This window comes from Dyella sp. SG609 (assembly GCF_012275375.1).
Lineage (GTDB): Bacteria > Pseudomonadota > Gammaproteobacteria > Xanthomonadales > Rhodanobacteraceae > Dyella_D > Dyella_D marensis.
Window position 1 is genome coordinate 404,218 of record NZ_JAAZQJ010000004.1, and the last position, 18,477, is coordinate 422,694.

The window sequence follows — 18,477 nt, forward strand, 5'->3', positions numbered from 1 at the left end:
CGCCCGGCGTTCCAAAAGAAACGGGGCGCCAAGGCGCCCCGTTTGTTCTCGAATCGCCGGTGGATGGCGAATTACTTCAGCTCGGTCTGCGTGGTCATCACCATGCCGCCGGCTTCCACGTGCACCTCGCCGCTGATCGACTTGATGCGCTCGGCCTGCTGGCGCATGGTCTCGAACTGCGCCTTGGCGCGTTCGGCCGCGGCCTGGGCCTTGGCGGTCTCTTCCTTGTTGGCGTCGTCGCCGTCCTCGTGGTTCATGGAATCGGTCAGCTCCTTGAGGCGGTCCGACTTCTCTTCCATGGCCTTGATCCAGGACACGTACATGTCGCCGCTCAGGTGCACGCGGCCCATCTGGCCGGCGTCGCCGGTGGGGGCCTTGAGCATGGCGCCGAGCTTGGCGTCCTGGCCTTCGCCGATGGCCATGGCCAGGGCCTTGTCGCCCATCGCCAGCCATACCGGCTGGCCGAGCGCGGCGGTCATGTCCGGCGGCAGCGCCACCGGCTTGCCGTCGGGCGTGAGCTTGAGCTGGGCCAGGGCCGGCGAGGCCATGCTGCCCATCGCGGCCAGGCCGGCCGGATTGGTGGTGCCGACCAGCACGCGGCCGGTGAACTTCGGCGTGGCGCTGCTGGCATCGAAGCTGTCCAGCGACACGCGCAGGCCCAGCAGGTCGCCGAACGGCGGCATCGCGGCCTGCTGCGCCACCTGGCCCAGCTTGGCGAAGCCTTCGTTGAGGTTGGCCAGCGAGGCGCAGCCGAACGGCTTGGCGGCCACGGCCTCGGCCTGGGCCGCCCAGAACGTGCGCAGCGTGCCGACCGGCAGGGCCAGGCTCATGTCCATCGGCGCGTCGGCGGCCACGCCCAGGCCCGGCAGCTCGACCTTGAGGCCGGTGAAGGCCTTGGTCACGTCGTCGGCCAGGGCCACGTCCCAGCGCAGGTCCTGGTGCTTGGGATCGAGCTTGGTGTAGCCGAAGCTCATCGCCGGTACGCGGCCGGCGATGCGCACGGCGTCGGCTTCGCAGGCCGGCGAGATGCCCGGCTGGGTCGCCACCGGCTCGCCGGTCTTGGCCGATTCGGCCTGCTGGTGCGCCTTGTACATGGCGGCGAACAGCGGGTCCTTGCCGCTGGCGGCCAGCGGCAGCAGGCGGGCGAGGTCGACCTGGCCCACGGCCCAGGGCTTGTAGCCCTTGTCCTTGGCCAGCTGTTCCAGGCGGCCGTCGTCCTGCAGGTTCTTGGCCGGGCGGTCCAGGCCCAGCGCCTGGCGCAGCAGCGGCTGCGGTGCGTCGGCCGGCAGCACCGCGGCCACCGCCTGCTTGCCGACCACGGCCAGGATCACCTGGGTGCCGGCCTCGGCGGAGGCATGCTTGCGGTAGGTGACGCCGCCTTCGGTGGCGGTGTCGAGCTTCTTGCCGTAGGCGGTTTCCAGGCGGCCGATGAAGGCGTCGAAGGCCTTGCCGTCGGCCAGTTCGAAGCGCATCACCGGGGCCAGCCCCAAGCCGTAGATGGCCGAATGGCCCTTCATGTTCACGCCGACGTTCTGCGCGAACGCCCCGATGCTCTTGCCGTCGAGTTCGGCGATGAAGGCCTTGAGCAGGTTGGCCGTGTCGGCGTCCTTCTCCTTCAGGTCCTCGGCGGCGGCCTTCAGCTGGGCCAGCTGGCCCGGCAGCTGGGCGTCGGCCTGCGCGATCAGCGCATTGCGGGTGTCCTCGTCCAGCACCTCCAGGTTGGCCACCACGTACGGCGTATCCGCCGGTACGAAGGCCAGCGGGGCGTCCTTGTCCTTGTGGCCGCAGGCCGCCAGCAGCACGCCGGCGACAGCCAGCGCCAGGTAGCGCTTACTCACTCGCATGTCGATTCCCTGAGATAGATAGAAGAAGGTGTAGCGCCGCGCATTATGCCCGTTTCGCCCGGCACTTGCGGGCGAAACAGTGGGCATTCCCGGGCGTTCGGGGAGGGGCGGCGCCCTACGCGGGGCTTACGGGCGCGCCAGCATCTCGGCCAGCACGGCCATGCGCACGAACACGCCGTTGCCGACCTGCTCCAGGATGCGCGACTGCGCCCCGTCGGCCACCTCGGAGCTGATCTCGATGCCGCGGTTGAGCGGGCCCGGGTGCATCACCAGGGCATTGCGCGCGGCGCGCGCCAGGCGGCGCGCGTCCAGGCCGTAGCGCTTGAAGTAGTCGGCCTCGTCCTGCAGGTCGGTGGCGGCCATGCGCTCCTTCTGCAGGCGCAGCATGATCACCACGTCGGCGCCTTCCACCGCCTGGTCGAAATCGGTGAAGCGCTGGCAGTGCGGCATCTCGTGCTCGGTGGGCATGAGCGCGGCCGGGGCGCACAGGCGGATGTCGCGCACGCCCAGCGCGGCCAGCGCGTGCACGTCCGAGCGCGCCACGCGCGAGTGCTTCACGTCGCCGCAGATCACCACGCCCAGGTTCTCGAACTCCGGCCGGTGCTGGCGGATGGTCAGCATGTCCAGCAGGCCCTGGGTGGGGTGGGCGCGGTTGCCGTCGCCGGCATTGACCACCGACACGCCGCTCATGGCGTGGCGCACCAGCTCGTCCGGCGTGCCGGAGATCTTGTGGCGCACGATGATCGCGTCCAGGTGCATGGCTTCCAGCGTGTGCAGGGTGTCGTACAGCTCCTCGCCCTTGCTGGTGGAGGAGAAGCCGATGTCGAAGTTGATGACGTCGGCGCCGAGCCGGCGCGCGGCCAGCTCGAACGAGGTGCGCGTGCGCGTGGACGGCTCGAAGAACAGGTTCAGGATGGTGCGCCCGCCCAGCAGGTCCAGCTTGCGCGTGCCGTGCGCGCAGGCGTCGCGCATGGCGACGGCGCGGTCGAGCAGGCGCTCGATGGTGGCGCGCGGCATGTTTTCGAGCGTGGTGAGGTGGCGCAGGCGAGGTGTCATGGCGGGGGCGGATCGGCAAGGGTGGAAGTGGCGTCGGCTGGCTGGGCCAGCCAGCGCTCCAGGATCACCGCGGCGGCTTCGGCGTCGATGGCGCTGGCGTCGCGGCGTTTCTTCAGGCCCGCGGCGCGGGCGCCGGCGAAGCGGCGGGCCGCTTCCTGCGAGCTGTGGCGTTCGTCGATCAGCGCGACCGGCAGCGCATAGCGCTGGCCCAGCCGCTCGGCCAGGCGGCGCGCGCCGCGGCTGGCGGCCTGTTCCTCGCCTTCGAGCGTGAGCGGCAGGCCGATCACCAGGGTGTCGGGCTGCCATTCGCGGCGCAGGGCGTCGAGCTTGTTCCAGTCCGGTTCGCCGTCGCGCACCGGCACCACGGCCAGGGCGCGGGCCAGGCCGGTGAAACGGTTGCCGACCGCGACGCCGAGCAGCCGGCTGCCGTAGTCGAAACCGAACACACAGCTCATGCGTGACCCACGTAGCCCGGCAACTGCAGCGGATTGACCCCGACCAGGCCGGCGGCGGCGCTCCAGCGTTCCTCCAGCGGGGTGTCGAACACGATGCGCTCGCTCGCCTCCACGGTGAGCCAGCTGTTGTCTTTCAGCTCCTGCTCCAGCTGGCCGGCGCTCCAGCCGGCGTAGCCCAGCGCCATCAGCGCCTGGCGCGGACCGGTGCCCGCCGCGATGGCGATGAGGATGTCGCGAGAGGTGGTCACCGACCAGTGGTCGTTGATGCGGTAGCTGGATTCCCAGTGGCCTTCCTCGCGATGCAGCACGAAGCCGCGCTCCTGCTGCACCGGGCCGCCGATCAGCACGGGCAGGTCGGAGACTTCCGGGTCGTCGCATTCGAGCTTCATCTGCCGGAGCACGTCGCCCAGGCGGTACTCGGAGAGCTGGTTGACCAGCAGCCCCACCGCGCCATCTTCGTCGTGCTGGCAGATGAAGGCCACACCGCGCGAGAACGGCGGTTCGGCCAGGCTGGGCATGGCGATCAGGAAATGACCGGCGAGAGACGAGGGAGGGACGGCGCTCATGCCCCGCATTGTAAGCGCAGGGGGTGCCGGTAGGGTGAGGACGAGGTTGGCGGAACGTGCAGCCGCGGACAGGCGGGGCCGTTTCAGCGCGTATGCAGCACGTTGTCTTCCTGGAACTGCCAGGTGCGCGTGATGTGCAGTTCGTCCACGCGCTCGCCGCCTTGCGGCAGCGGCGGGAACGGCGCGGCCAGGCGCACGATGCGCTCGGCGGCCTTGTCCAGCAGTTCCTGGCCGGAGCTGCTGATCACCTCGATGTCCATCACCTTGCCGTCGCGGTCCAGGGTCACCGTGAGCAGCACGTCGCCGTGCAGCTTCTGGCGGCGCGCGGCGTCCGGATAGTTGAGATTGCCCACGCGCTCGATCCGGTCCACCCAGTTGCGCATGTAGCCGGCGTAGGCGTACTCGCTGGTGTTGGAGGAGATGAACTTTTTCTTGGGGCGCTTGGCGTAGGCCTCCTGGATGCGCCGCTTCTCGGCCGCCAGCTGGGCGGCTTCCATCTGCACGCGGTCGGCGTCGGAGGCCGGCAGCGTGCTGTCGCTGCGCTGCGGCTGGGCGCTGTCGGAGTTCACGCTGAAGCGGCTGTTGCCGGTAGTGGTGAGCAGGCGGTCCTGGGGGGCGTCCTGCGGGCGCGCCGCGGTGGCCTGCTGGGCGCGCTCGGCCACGCCGGGGTCCGGCTTGGGCAGCGGGCCGGAGAACGGCTGCGACGGGCGCGCCGCCTTGTCCTGCTCGCCGCCGCCGCGGTTGCTGGCCTGGGCCAGGAAGTCGGCCTGCTCGGGCTTCTCGCGGTTGGCCACGTCCACCAGGGTCACGTCCAGCGTGGGCAGGGCCGGCTTCGGCTTCACGTAGCCGAAGGTGATGCCCAGCAGCAGCACGCCGTGCAGCAACAGCGAGAACAGCAGGGTGGCGCCGATCAGGTCGGCGCCCCGGGGTGCGGGTTGACTCACGCGGAACGCTTTCCGTGGATGTGGTGTTCGATGACGTCGAACAGCTGGCCGCAGATATTAAGCCCGAACTGCTTGTCCAGTTCGCGCGCGCAGGTTGGCGATGTGACGTTGATCTCAGTGAGGTAGTCGCCGATCACGTCCAGCCCCACGAACCACAGGCCGCGCTTGCGCAGCTCCGGCGCCACCTGCGCGACGATCCAGCGGTCGCGCTCGGTCAGCGGCACGCCCTCGCCGCGGCCGCCGGCGGCCAGGTTGCCGCGGAATTCGTCGCCCTGGGGAATGCGTGCGAGCGCATAGGGCACCGCCTCGCCGTCCACCACCAGGATGCGCTTGTCGCCCGCGCTGATCTGCGGAATGAACTTCTGCGCCATCACGAACTGCGCCTGGGCACTGTGCAGGCCGCCGCTGAGCAGGGTTTCCAGCATCGAATTGAGATTGCTGTCGCCGGCGCGCACGCGGAAGATGCCGCGCCCGCCCATGCCGTCCAGCGGCTTCAGCACCACCTCGCCGTGCTCGGCCACGAAGCGGCGCAGGTCGGCCTTGTCGCGGGACAGCAGGGTGGGGGCCATGCACTGGCCGAAGTCCAGCGCGTACATTTTCTCGTTGCAGTCGCGCAGCGCCTGCGGGTCGTTCACCACCATCACGCCGGCGCGCTGGGCCAGCGACAGCACCATGGTGTCGTAGATGAACTGGGAGTCGACCGGCGGGTCCTTGCGCATCAGCACCACGTCCACCCCGGCCAGCTCCTGCCAGCGCGCCTCGCCCAGGCTGAACCAGCCGGACGGGTCGTCCTTCACGGTCAGCGGGGCCAGCCGGGCCCAGGCGCGGCCGTCGCGCACGGCCAGGTCGCCCTGTTCCATGTACAGCAGCGCATGGCCGCGGCGCTGGGCTTCCAGCAGCATGGCGAAGGTGGTGTCCTTGGCGATCTTGATGGCGCGGATGGGGTCCATCAGCACGGCGACCGAAAGGGCCATCGTCATTCTCCGGTAGTGGGTGCCCCGTAGACTGGCGCGTTCTTGCCGGGCCGGCGGCGCACCAGGTCGATCGGGTGGGAAGACGCGCATGTTCGCCGAGCCGCGTCACGGCCGGCAAGCTATGTGAAGTCGTGCCGCACGGCTCAACCGCGAGGAATTTGGCTTGACGCCACGGCGGGCAGGCGGTAAACAGCACGGACAATCGTCCGCCCACGAGCGGATGAATAGGTGGGCAATCTTGCGGGATTCTTTTCGTCCACATGGAGCCGACGGCCCTGGCGCTGTCGGCTTCGTGTCTACCTGAGCCTGGGGCGGGTCACAGGGGGGTGTGTGAACTTGAACATAAGTGGAAATGGCCTGGCCGGTCTGAAGGTCATGGTGATCGACGACTCGAAAACGATCCGTCGCACGGCGGAAACCTTGCTGAAGAAGGAAGGTTGCGACGTGCTCACGGCCGTCGACGGGTTCGAAGCGCTCGCCAAGATCTCGGACCAGAAGCCCGCCATCATCTTCGTCGACATCATGATGCCGCGCCTTGACGGTTACCAAACCTGCGCGCTCATCAAGAACAATCCGCAATTCCGGTCGACGCCCGTGATCATGCTGAGCTCGAAGGATGGCCTGTTCGACAAGGCCCGCGGCCGCATCGTCGGCGCCGAGCAGTATCTGACCAAGCCGTTCACGCGCGACGAACTGCTTGGAGCCATCCATCGCCATGTCACGGTGTAAGACCACCATCGACTACAGGGGCTGAGGGGGACCTGTGGCCAATATTCTCATCATCGACGACTCGCCGACCGACGTGCGCGTGTTCACCACGCTGCTGGAGCGCGCCGGGCATACGGTCGATTCCGTCAACAACGCCGAGGAGGGCATCGAGCGCGTGCGCTCGGAACTGCCCGCCCTGGTCATCATGGACGTGATCATGCCCGGCATGAACGGGTTCCAGGCCACGCGCACGCTGACGCGCGACCCTGTGACCAAGGATGTGCCGATCGTGATGATCACCACCAAGTCCATGGAGACCGACCGCGTGTGGGGTTTGCGCCAGGGCGCCCGCGCCTTCATCACCAAGCCGGTGAACGAGAAGGAGCTGCTGGCGTGCATCAACGATCTGCTGCCCAACGCGGCCTGAGGTCTACCCGATGAGCCAGACCTTGTCCCCGTTCGAGATCCTCGCGCGCTACGAGCGGCTGTCGCTGACCCATGCTTCGGATACGCCCGAGAAGCTGGAAGCGCCGGGCCTGTGGCGCGGCATCGGCTACCGCGTGGGTTCGCGCCTGTTCGTCAGCGGCATCGACGAGATCAGCGAACTGCTCGCCGTGCCTTCGCTGACCCCCGTGCCCGGCACCCAGGCCTGGCTGCTGGGCGTGGCCAACGTGCGCGGCAACCTGGTGCCGGTGGTGGACCTGGGGCGCTTCCTGTTCGCCGAGCGCACCCTGCACACCGAGCGCAGCCGCCTGCTGGTGGTGCGCCAGGGCGCCGGCAGCGTGGCGCTGCTGGTGGACGAGGTGTTCGGCCAGCGCACGGTGGATACCGAAGCGCGCCGGGCGGCCGAGCAGGAAGACGATCCGCGCCTGTCGCGCTTCGTCGAGGAAAGGGTAGGAGAACCCCGGCTGGCGGTTTTCAGCATGGGACGCCTGGTGCGTGCCCCGGACTTCCGCCAGGCCGCGGCCTGAGGCAGTAACCGGTAGTGAGTAGGACCGGTGCCGGGTCGCGGCCGGATTGACGGGCTTTGAAATTCCCAACCGATGCCGCAACGACGGCGTGGCGTAGACGGGTGAGGTAACGCACATGAGCACTACAGGGGGCGTCGGCAAGGAGCGGGGCTATACCGGCCTCATCGTCTTGCTGGTGGTCGCGATCGGCTTCGCGGCGCTGGACTTCTTCATGCTTAACGCGAAGAACGGCGAGGACCGCCAGGCCATCGGCCTGACCACGCAGATCCAGGTGTTGTCGCAGCAGACCGCCAAGTACGCGCTGGAGGCGTCGGACGGCAACGTCGACTCCTTCAAGGAGCTGGAAACCAATCGCAACGCGATCGATTCCGCGGTCCAGCGCCTGAATGCCGGCGACACCAAGAGCGGCATGAAGGCCTATGCCGACAACAGCGCCTCCCCGGCCGGCCGCGCGGTGGCCGCGCTGAGCAATGCCTGGAAGCAGCTGGACGCGGACATCGGCAAGATCCTGTCGAACAAGGCCCTGGTGCTGGATTCGGCCCAGCGCGCCGGCACCCTGTCGCGCGAACTGCCCGTGCTGAACTCCAGCATGGAGCAGGTGGTGAACATCCTGCAGCAGCGCGGCGGCAGCGCCGAGCAGACCTACACCTCGGCGCGCCAGATGCTGCTGGCCGACCGCATGATCCGCCGCGTGCAGGAGATCCTGCAGGGCGGCGACGCCTCGCAGCCGGCGGCCGACGGCCTGGCCCGCGACGGCCAGCTCTATGGCGGCGTGCTCAAGGGCCTGCAGGAAGGCAACGCCGAAGTCGGCGTGCGTTCGATGAACGACGCCAACGCCCGCAAGATCCTGGGCGACATGCAGATCAAGTGGGACAGCCTGCAGGACCCGGTGACCAAGCTGGTCGGCGCGGCCGGCAACCTGTCCGAAGTGAAGCGCGCGGGCAACCAGGCTTCGCTGGATTCGCAGAACGTGCTGCTGCGCGCGAACGAACTCTCGGAGCAGATCGGCAAGCTGCCGCTGCGCCGCCTGTTCCCGAACGTGTGGTGGGGCGTGCTGGGCGCCGGCGGCGCCGCCGCCTTCGCCGTGCTGCTGGTGTTCACCCTGGTCCGCGACCAGCGCCGCCGCTTCCAGGAATCGGCCGAGCTGAACCAGCGCAACCAGGAGGCGATCATGCGCCTGCTGGACGAAATGGGCTCGCTCGCGGAAGGCGACCTGACGGTGAAGACCACCGTCACCGAGGACATCACCGGCGCCATCGCCGACTCGGTGAACTACGCCATCGACGAGCTGCGCACCCTGGTGACCACCATCAACGAGACCTCCGAGCAGGTGTCGTCGTCGGCGCAGGAAACCCAGACCACCGCGCGCCACCTGGCCGACGCGGCGCAGAGCCAGGCGGCGCGCATCAGCACGGCCACCTCGGCGATCAACCAGATCGCCAGCCTGATGGACAACGTGTCGAAGGACTCCGCCGAATCGGCCGACGTGGCCGAACGCTCGGTGCGCATCGCCTCGCGCGGCGCCGAAGTGGTGCGCGAAACCATCTCCGGAATGGACTCGATCCGCGACCAGATCCAGGAAACCTCCAAGCGCATCAAGCGCCTGGGCGAGTCCTCCCAGGAAATCGGCTCGATCGTGGAACTGATCAACGACATTGCCGAGCAGACCAACATCCTCGCGCTGAACGCCGCCATCCAGGCGGCCTCGGCGGGCGAGGCGGGCCGCGGCTTCGCGGTGGTGGCGGACGAAGTGCAGCGACTGGCCGAACGCTCGGCCAGCGCGACCAAGCGAATCGAAACGCTGGTGCAGGCGATTCAGTCCGACACCAACGAAGCGGTCAACTCCATGGAGCAGACCACCGCGGAAGTGGTGGCCGGCGCCCGCAAGGCCGAGGACGCGGGCAGCGCGCTGGGCGACATCGAACGCGTGTCGCACGATCTGTCCGCGCTGATTCAGAACATCTCGGCCGCGGCGCGCGAGCAGTCCATCGCGGCGACGGACATCTCGCAGTCGATGAACGCGATCCAGGAAATCACTTCGCAGACCTCGCAGGGCGCGAGCCAGACGGCCGAGTCGATCGGCTACCTGGCCCAGCTGGCCAGCGATCTGCGGCGCTCGGTGGCGCACTTCAAGCTGCCGGGCTGACGACAAGAAACAGGTACGGGCGCGCGCATTCCCATGAGCGCGTCCGAGGACAGGGGGGCAACCTCGACGGTTGCGTGACACGCGTTGCGCGGCCGCTGAGAGGGGCGCATGAGACTTCAAGACCACATCGATTTCACCACCCTGCAGTGGGTCAAGCCCGAGCTTGACGAGACGCTGGCCATCGCCCGTGAGGCGCTGGAGTCCTACGTCGAAAATCCGGGCGACCGCGCCGTCATGCGCTCGTGCGCCGACAGCCTGCACCAGGTGCAGGGCACCCTGCGCATGGTCGAGCTGTACGGCGCCGCGCTGGTGGCCGAGGAAATGGAAAACCTCGCCATCGCCCTGCTCGAAGGCCACGTCACCCAGCGCGAGGAAGCCTATGCCGCGATGATGCGCGGCCTGATGCAGCTGCCGGACTACCTGGAACGCCTTTCGGGCGGCCATCGCGACGTGCCGGTAGTGCTGCTGCCGCTGCTCAACGAGCTGCGCGCCAGCCGCGGGCAGCAGGCGCTGCACGAGTCGGCGCTGTTCGCGCCCAACCTCGAAGCCGCGCTGCCCGACAGCGCTCCGGCCGCGCTCAACCAGGAAGAAGCCGAGCGCATGCACGGCCGCATCGCCGAGCTGCGCCTGCGTTTCCAGCAGCAGCTGCTGGCGTGGTTCCGCGGCCAGTCGGCCGAGCAGCAGCTCGGCGCCATGGTGCAGACTCTCGATGCGATCGCCGCGCGCTGCTACAGCGTGCCGGGCCGCCGCCTGTGGTGGATCACCGCCGGCGTGCTGGAAGGCCTGCAGCAGGGCGTGCTGAAGAACCAGGCGGGCGAAGTGCGCCAGCTGATCGGCAAGGTCGATCGCAGCATCCGCCAGCTGATCGAACAGGGCGAAGCGTCCATGCGCGGCGGCGACGCCGACGAGCTGGCGCGCAAGCTGCTCTACGTGGTGGCCCAGTCCAGGCAGCGCAGCGCACGCATGGACCTGCTGGTGCGCACCTACGGCCTGGACCGCCTGCTGCCCGACGAGGGCGAGCTGGAACACGCCCGCGGCTCCATGTCCGGCCACAACCGCGCCCTGCTGGATTCGGTGGCCAAGGCCATCAAGGAAGACCTGCTGCGCGTGAAGGAGGCGCTGGACCTGTTCCTGCGCCAGGCCAACGCCGATCCCGCCCAGCTCAGCGAACAGACCGGCGTGCTCGAACGCGTCGGCGACACCCTCGGCATGCTCGCCCTGGGCGTGCCGCGCCGCGTGGTGACCGAACAGCGCCGGGTGCTGGAAGACATCGCCAACCGCATGCGCGCCCCGGACGAAGAGCTGCTGCTCGACGTGGCCGGCGCGCTGCTCTACGTGGAAGCCTCGCTCGACGACCACATCGAGAGCCTGGGCGCCGACGAGGAACCCTCGGCCGAAGCGCCGGTGAACATGCTCCCGCGCAGCGAGGCGCGGCACATCCTGTCCACCCTGATGCAGGAAGCCACCGCCAACACCGGCAAGGTGAAGGACGCCATCGTCGCCTTCATCGAATCCGGCTGGCGCCATCAGGAACTGACCGACGTGCCGGGCCTGATGGACGAAGTGTCCGGCGCCATGCGCATGCTCACCGCGCCGCGCCCGGCGGAACTGGCCGAAGGCATCGGCCGCTTCGTCGGCAACGAACTGCTCAGCGACCGCCGCGTGCCCACCAGCGCGCAGATGGACCACCTGGCCGACGCGCTGGCCGCGCTGGAGTACTACCTGGAAGCCGCGCGCGAACACCGCGGCGGCCTGGAACACATCCTGGACGTGGCCGAGCACAGCCTCAGCACGCTCGGCTATTGGCCACCGCCGCCGGTGCGCACCGTGCTGGCCGACGCCGAGCCGGAAGCCGCCGCGCCCGCGCCGGCAGCGGCGCCCGCCGCGTTCACGCCGGACCTGGGCACCGACCACGAACTCACCGAAACCGTCAGCCTCGCCACCGGCAACGACCTCGGCGGCCTGGTGATCGGCGAAGCCGTCACCCCGATGCCGTCGGCGCACGAGCTGGCCGGCCTGCGCCTGGTCGACACCGAGCACGTGCCCGCGCCCGCCGCGTCCGGCGCCAACGACGACGACGACTGGGTCGAGATCGAAGAAGAAGTGCTGGAGCAGGTGCCCTCCGCCGACGCCATCAATGCCCACGCCGGCTTCCAGGTCAGCGTGGACGGCATCGACGACGAGATCCGCGAGATCTTCCTGGAGGAAATGCAGGAAGAGATCGACAACCTGCGCGACGCCGAGCAGAAGTGGCTGGCCGATCCGGAGCGCCTCGAAGCGCTCACCCCGATCCGCCGCTCCTTCCACACGCTGAAGGGTTCCGGCCGCCTGGTCGGCGCCTCGGCGCTGGGCGAGTACGCGTGGAAGATCGAGAACATGCTCAACCGCGTGCTCGATCAGTCGATTCCCGCCAATGCCAATGTGCAGGCGCTGATCCGCCACGCCATCGAGGCGCTGCCGCAGCTGCGCTCCGCGCTGATGGGCGAGGGCGCGCCGACCGCGCCGCTGGCCGCGATCATGGAAACCGCCGACCGCCTCTCCGGCGGCAGCGAACACGCCAGCATCGAGGACTTCAAGCCCGCCGGCACCGAGACGGTGCGCCGCACCGTGCGCCGCCGCGTGCCGCGTTCGCAGCTCGCCGCCGAGGCGATCCCGCCGGCCACGCTCGCGCACGTCGAGCCGGCGCCGGAACCGGTGGTGCACACGCCGGCGCACGAGACCATCGCCGCGCCGGTGCTGCCGCCGGTCGACCCGGTGCTGCTGGAAATCCTGCGCAGCGAAGTCGCCCAGTACCTGCAGACCATCCGCCACGCGATCAACCGCGTCGACGCCGAACTGCGCGTGGACGACGGCCTGCTGCGCGCCGTGCACACGCTGCATGGCGCCATCGCGATGGTCGACATCCCGCTGCTGACCCAGCTGCTGTCGCCGCTGGAAAGCCTGCTCAAGCGCCTGCGCGCGGCCGGCCATCCGCTCTCCGCCGAGGGCGTGAACCTGCTGGGCAAGAGCGCCGATGCAGTCGACTACATCATGGGCCAGTTCGACGCCGAGCAGCCGCAGCTGCCGGAGCTCGACGCGCTGATCCGCCGCCTGTGCGAGCTGCGCGACGCGCAGCCGGAGCCGCAGGTGGCCCACGTGCTGTTCGAGCCGCTGGCCGACGACCTCGCCGCGGAAGGCGAGGTCGACGACGGCGCGCTCGCCGCCGCGCTGGACGCCGCCATGCCGGTGCAGCCGGGCGAGACGCACGCGCCGCACGACGCCGCGCCGGCGGCCGAAGCGCCGGTGGACGCATTCACCGCCGAGCTGATGGCCGCGCTGGGCAGCTTCGACGCCGAACTGCCGGTACACGAAGCCGGCACGACGCACCACGCCGCCGCGCCGGTGGCGGAAGAAGACGATTTCGCCGCGCTCTACGGCGACCTCACCGCCGAGGAGCCGCAGCACGCGGAAGCGGTGGAAGACCCGAACGAGATCGTGGTCGAGAACACGCTGTCCTTCGATGGCCACGCGATCGAACCGATCGGTCTTTCCGGCGCGCATCCGGGCGCCGCCGAACACATCGAACTCTCGCTCGACGCCGTCGAGCCGGCCGAAGCGCACCTGGTCGACGCCCATGCGCTGGTCGGGACGGAGCAGCCGGCCGAAGCCTTCACGCATGCGACGCTGGAACCGGCGCTGGCCGAAGGCGAGATCGAAGAGATCGAAGTCGGCGACGTGATCGAGAGCGAGCTGGCCGATTTCCTCGGCAGTTCCGAGCCGCTGGCGAATCTCGCCGAGCCGGTCGCGGGGCTGGCCGACGAGCCGGCGGCCGCAGCGGCGCACGTCGAAGAGACCTCGCTGGCCGATGCCGAGCCGGTGGTCGAACACGAGCACGTCGAGGCCGTGCACGCCGAGCCCGCTCATGTCGAGCCGGAACATATCGAGGCGGAGCGCATCGAGGCGGCGCACATCGAGGCGGCGCTGTTCAAGGCCGAAGAGATCGAAGAACCGGCGCCCGAAGCAACCCGCGCGCCGCAGCACGACCTCAGCTCCGAATACGCCGGCAGCTGGACCAACGACCAGATCGACCCGGACCTGCTGGAGATCTTCGCCGAGGAAGCGCGCGAGATCCTCGACCACTCCGACAGCGTGCTGGCGCAGTGGCGTGCCGAGCCGGCCGAGCCGGAACACATGGCCAGCCTGCAGCGCGACCTGCACACGCTGAAGGGCGGTGCGCGCATCGCCGGCATGGTGCCGGTGGGCGATCTCACCCACGCCATCGAAACCTTGCTGGAAAGCCCGGCCGGCCACGATCCGGCGCGCCAGGGCGAGCTGATCCGCGCGCTCGAAGCCGGCTTCGACGCCCTGCACGGACTGGTGCAGCGCGTGTCGCAGGGCCGCGGCGTGGAATACCCGCAGGCGATGATCGACCGCTTCCTCGGCCTGGCCGGCGAAGCGAAGCCCTCGGTCGAACACGCCGAACCGGCCGGCCTCGCCGCCGAACCGGCCGATCGCGCCCATCTGCCCGAGCTGCTGCCGGAAGAAGGCCAGTTCGACGAGATGCGCGGTCCGCAGGAACAGATCCGCGTCCGTTCCGAACTGCTCGACACCCTGGTCAACCATGCCGGCGAGGTGGCGATCTACCGTTCGCGCCTGGAACAGCAGGTGGCCGGCTACCGCTTCAACCTGGTCGAGCTGGACCAGACCGTGCAGCGCCTGCGTAGCCAGCTGCGCATGCTGGAAATCGAAACCGAAGCGCAGATCATCGCGCGCTTCCAGCGCGAGCACCGCGAAGCGGGCATGAGCGTGTTCGATCCGCTCGAGCTGGACCGCTACTCGCAGTTGCAGCAGTACTCGCGTGCGCTGGCCGAGTCGGTATCCGACCTTGTCTCCATCCAGAGCATGCTGGACGAACTGACCCGCCAGGCCGAAACGCTGCTGATCCAGCAGTCGCGCGTCAGCTCCGAACTGCAGGATGGCCTGCTGCGCACGCGCATGCTGCCGTTCGACACCATGGTGCCGAACCTGCGCCGCACCCTGCGCCAGGCCGCACAGGAGCAGGGCAAGAGCGCGCAGCTGTTCGTGGAAGGCGCGCACGGCGAAATGGACCGCACCCTGCTGGACCGCCTGAAGGCGCCGTTCGAGCACATGCTGCGCAACGCCGTGGCGCACGGCATCGAGTCGCCGGAAGAACGCCGCAAGGCGGGCAAGCCGGCCGAAGGCGCGGTGCGCATCCGGGTGGCGCGCGAAGCCACCGAGGTGGTGGTGCGCGTGACCGACGACGGCCGCGGCCTGGACCGCGAGGCCGTGCGCAAGCGCGGCATCGAGCGCGGCCTGCTGCGCGCCGACGCCAAGCCCAGCGACGACCAGCTGCTGGCCCTGATCACCCAGCCGGGCTTCTCCACCGCCAGCAGCGTCACCCAGCTGGCCGGACGCGGCGTGGGCATGGACGTGGTGGCCAACGAGATCAAGCAGCTCGGCGGCTCCATCGCGGTGGAATCGCAGGCCGGCCAGGGCACCACCTTCGTGCTGCGCCTGCCGTTCACCCTGGCGGTGACGCAGGCGATCCTGGTGCGCATCGGCGAATCGAACTTCGCCATCCCGATGACTTCGGTGCAGGGCGTGGCCCGCATCAGCCCGGCCGACCTTACCGAACGCCTGGCCGCGTACGAGCCGAGCTTCCCGTATTCGGGCGAGCAGTACGGCATCCACGACCTGGCCGAACTGCTGGGCATTCCCGCCGGCCATCCGGGCGACGAGCAGCTGCCGCTGCTGCTGACCCGCGCCGGCGACCTGCGCGCGGCGATCCGCATCGACGCCGTGATCGGCTCGCGCGAGATCGTGGTGAAGTCGGTCGGCCCGCAGGTGAGCTCGGTGCCGGGCATCCTCGGCGCCACCATCATGGGCGATGGCTCGGTGCTGATCATTCTCGATCTGCCGCCGCTGGTGCGCCACGGTATCGTGCGCCGCCAGGAGCGCCTGGCCGAAGGCCTCAGCGCCGTCGAAATGCCGGTGGTGGAAGAAGAGCGCGTGCGTCCGCTGGTGATGGTGGTCGACGACTCCATCACCATGCGCAAGGTCACCGGCCGCGTGCTGGAACGCCACGAATACGAAGTGCACACCGCGAAGGACGGCCTCGATGCGCTGGAAAAACTGCACGAGCGCGTGCCCGACCTGATGCTGCTCGACATCGAAATGCCGCGCATGGACGGCTTCGAGCTGGCTGAGCAGATGAAGGCCGACCCGCGCCTGCGCAACGTGCCGATCATCATGATCACCTCGCGTACCGGCGATAAGCATCGCCAGCGCGCGTTCGACATCGGCGTGGACCGCTACCTCGGCAAGCCGTACCAGGAAATCGAGTTGCTGGCGCAGATCAGCGAAGTGCTGGAGCAGCGTGCGCTGCAGGACCAGGCCACGGAGTCCGCCCATGGCTGAAGCCCCGGCAGTCGCTCTGCTGTTCGACGACGCGGAACTCGGGGCGCATCTGCGCGAAGCCTTGCGCGAGCGCGGTGCACGCATCGTGCACGAAGGCGCGCTGGGTACGCTGAGCCGCGAAGTGATCCACGGCACCGGCGCCCAGGTGGTGGTGGTGAACCTCGACGACGAAGCGGCCGACGGCATCGACCGCCTCTACGACGTGATCGACGGCGACCATCCGCGCGTGGTGTTCAACGATGCCCAGGCCAGCCGCGGCCTGGACGGCTGGGACCGCGCGCGCTGGGCCCGCCATCTGGCGGTGAAGGTGCTGGCGGACGGCGATATCGATCCGCCGCGTCCGGCCGATGCCCTGGCGGTCGAAACGCCGGTGGTGCATGAGCCGGTGGCGGTGGCTGCTGTGGCTCCGGTCGCTGCCGTAGCGTTGGCAGAAACGTTTGAAGAACCGGCAGCCGAAGCCGAGCCGGCCACGCTGGCCGAGATCGAGCCGGTGGCCGACCTCACGCTGATCGACGAAGCGCCGGAGATCCTGCTTTCGCCGGTGGTCGGCGAAGCCGCCGACGTTTCCGAATCGCTCGCCGCCGAACTCGAAGCACTGCTCGCCGCCGATACGGACGAGCCGGCCGACGACGACTTCGGCAGCGGCCTGAAGCCCATCGCCGAAGACGCGCCGCCGCTGCACGACGGCATGTTCGGCGCCGACTTCGGCGCGGACTTCCTCGCCGACACGCAAGGCCATGCGCCGCTGCCGCCCGTGCACGAGGACCTCGTCGCCGCGGTGCCGCCGCCGGTGCGCGAAGAACTCACCGCCAGCCTTCCCGACGAGCCGCTGGCTGCGCCGCCGAGCGCGCCGCGTCCGTCGTTCCAGCTCGACCATCTGGCGCTGGCGCCGCTGGACGACAGCTTCATGCCGGCCGACACGCCGATCAAGGTGGAGAAGATGTCCACCGCCGAAGCGTTGCATGCGAGCTGGTCGCTGGTCGACGAGGACGCCCCGCTGGCCGAAGCGCCCGCGCCGGAGTTCGCCATCGAGAAAGTGAGCGCCGCCGACTTCCTCGCGCCCGACGTGGAGCTGGTGGACGAGGCGCCGCTGATCGAACCGGGCATGACGCTGGAGCTGGTCTCCATCGAGGAAGCCATCGCGCCGCGCGAGGAGTACTCGCACGAAGTGCACCTGGGCGAACTCGACAGCGCGCTGGGCCGCGTGCTGCTGCTGGGCGCGACGGTGGACAGCACGGATTCCGTTTGCGCGTTCCTTGCCGCCTTGCCGTCCAGCCTGCGCATGGCCGTGCTGCTGACACAGCACCAAGGCGCCGCTTCGGTCGATATGTTGTCCGAGCGCCTGTCCAAGCATTCCGCACTGCCCGTGCGCATCGCCAGCCACGGCCAGCGCGCCCGCGCAGGCGAAGTGCTGCTGGTGCCTGCCAACCGCCAGGTGCGCTTGCTGCGCGATGGCCGTATCGAATGCGAGGCGGTGGATGTGGCTTCGTTCCAGAACCCGTCCATCGACAGCGCGTTCACCACGGCGGCCAATGTGTTTGGCCGCGATGCCGTGGCCATCGTCTTCGCCGGCCCCGGCACCGATGCGGTAGCGGGCGCGCAGGCCGTGCACGACCGCGGCGGCCGCGTGTGGGTCGAGCGGGCCTCCGGCGACCATTACGCCGACATGGTGCACGGCGTGGAAGCCGAACGCCTGGCAAGTTTCACCGGAACGCCGTTCGAACTGGCGGCACGTTTGATCGAAGAGGAAGTCCAGCGATGAGCGAGCAGCCGTTGCCGCGCGAGATCCGTTGCGTACTGGTGCCGGTAGGCCATCTGCGCCTGTTGCTGCCCAACGCGACCGTGGCCGAAGTGATCACCTTGCCGACGCCGGAGACGGTGGAAGGCGCGCCGGAGTGGCTGCTCGGGCGCATTGCCTGGCGCGGCTGGCGCGTACCGCTGGTGTCGTTCACCAAGCTGGCCGGCGCGGAAGAGGGCGACCCGTCGCTCGCAATGCGCGTGGCCGTGCTGAAGGCGCTGGGCGGCAATCCGAAGCTGCCATTCGTGGCGGTGGTCACGCAGGGTTTTCCGCGACTGACGACGTTGAATGCGGAGCTGATCATTCCGACTCACGATGGGACGGAGTTGCCGGCGGGTGTCAAGGCGCAGGTGCTGGTGCGCGATGATGTGGCGGTGATTCCGGATCTTGAGGGGATTGAGGAGCAGTTGACGGAGATGTTGGAGTTGGCGGGCTGACCTAGCGTTGTTCGAGCGCCTGGTTGGGCGCTTTGGTTTGGTTCGTGGTGGTGTCCAGGGAAACCAGTGGAGTGGTTTTGGGACTATCCCTAGAGAGGGAAAATCATGGATGAGGGTTTGATCACGTTCGACGGCGAGGCTGCCGTAGAAGATTTCGATAT

Annotated in this window: 13 protein-coding genes; 7 read left to right on the plus strand and 6 right to left on the minus strand. The window is 69.1% G+C overall.

What is annotated here, in order from left to right:
- Positions 1–71: 71 nt before the first annotated feature.
- The 6 genes from FHW85_RS10275 to gshB form a co-directional block, all read right to left on the minus strand.
- Positions 72–1,844 (minus strand): hypothetical protein, encoded by a 1,773-nt coding sequence (locus tag FHW85_RS10275; RefSeq protein ID WP_167252300.1) that lies wholly within the window; start codon positions 1,842–1,844, stop codon positions 72–74.
- Between the two features lie 126 nt (positions 1,845–1,970).
- Positions 1,971–2,900 carry an aspartate carbamoyltransferase catalytic subunit gene (locus tag FHW85_RS10280; RefSeq protein ID WP_167252299.1) on the minus strand — a complete coding sequence of 310 codons (930 nt, stop codon included), beginning with the start codon at positions 2,898–2,900 and terminating at the stop codon, positions 1,971–1,973.
- Positions 2,897–3,355 (minus strand): Holliday junction resolvase RuvX, encoded by a 459-nt coding sequence (ruvX, locus tag FHW85_RS10285; RefSeq protein ID WP_167252298.1) that lies wholly within the window; start codon positions 3,353–3,355, stop codon positions 2,897–2,899. Before ruvX ends, FHW85_RS10280 begins: the two co-directional genes overlap by 4 nt.
- A complete protein-coding gene (locus FHW85_RS10290) occupies positions 3,352–3,921 on the minus strand; it encodes a YqgE/AlgH family protein (RefSeq protein ID WP_167252297.1) in 570 nt (189 codons plus the stop codon). The genes ruvX and FHW85_RS10290 overlap by 4 nt, the downstream gene beginning before the upstream one ends.
- A gap of 83 nt (positions 3,922–4,004) precedes the next feature.
- On the minus strand, positions 4,005–4,865 hold the full coding sequence (locus FHW85_RS10295; protein WP_168648157.1) for an energy transducer TonB: 861 nt from the start codon (positions 4,863–4,865) through the stop codon (positions 4,005–4,007).
- Positions 4,862–5,839: a glutathione synthase gene (gshB, locus tag FHW85_RS10300; RefSeq protein WP_168648158.1), complete on the minus strand. Its 978-nt coding sequence runs from the start codon at positions 5,837–5,839 to the stop codon at positions 4,862–4,864. Before gshB ends, FHW85_RS10295 begins: the two co-directional genes overlap by 4 nt.
- A 330-nt stretch (positions 5,840–6,169) precedes the next feature.
- Here gshB and FHW85_RS10305 point away from each other — a divergent pair, with 330 nt between their 5' ends.
- The 7 genes from FHW85_RS10305 (at position 6,170) to FHW85_RS10335 (ending at position 18,316) form a co-directional block, all read left to right on the plus strand.
- The gene (locus FHW85_RS10305; protein WP_269320406.1) at positions 6,170–6,568 is read left to right on the plus strand and encodes a response regulator; all 399 of its coding nucleotides are present in this window, start codon (positions 6,170–6,172) and stop codon (positions 6,566–6,568) included.
- 34 nt (positions 6,569–6,602) lie between these two features.
- A complete protein-coding gene (locus FHW85_RS10310) occupies positions 6,603–6,974 on the plus strand; it encodes a response regulator (RefSeq protein ID WP_167252294.1) in 372 nt (123 codons plus the stop codon).
- A gap of 10 nt (positions 6,975–6,984) precedes the next feature.
- A complete protein-coding gene (locus tag FHW85_RS10315; RefSeq protein WP_167252293.1) occupies positions 6,985–7,518 on the plus strand; it encodes a chemotaxis protein CheW in 534 nt (177 codons plus the stop codon).
- Positions 7,519–7,633: 115 nt separating this feature from the next.
- Positions 7,634–9,664, plus strand: coding sequence for a methyl-accepting chemotaxis protein (locus FHW85_RS10320; RefSeq protein ID WP_167252292.1), 2,031 nt, complete (start codon positions 7,634–7,636; stop codon positions 9,662–9,664).
- Between the two features lie 108 nt (positions 9,665–9,772).
- Complete coding sequence (locus FHW85_RS10325) at positions 9,773–16,081, plus strand: Hpt domain-containing protein (RefSeq protein ID WP_168648159.1); 6,309 nt, start codon at positions 9,773–9,775, stop codon at positions 16,079–16,081.
- Positions 16,074–17,843: a chemotaxis protein CheB gene (locus FHW85_RS10330; protein WP_168648160.1), complete on the plus strand. Its 1,770-nt coding sequence runs from the start codon at positions 16,074–16,076 to the stop codon at positions 17,841–17,843. Before FHW85_RS10325 ends, FHW85_RS10330 begins: the two co-directional genes overlap by 8 nt.
- Positions 17,840–18,316, plus strand: coding sequence for a chemotaxis protein CheW (locus FHW85_RS10335; RefSeq protein ID WP_167252289.1), 477 nt, complete (start codon positions 17,840–17,842; stop codon positions 18,314–18,316). The genes FHW85_RS10330 and FHW85_RS10335 overlap by 4 nt, the downstream gene beginning before the upstream one ends.
- The last annotated feature ends 161 nt before the right edge of the window (positions 18,317–18,477 follow it).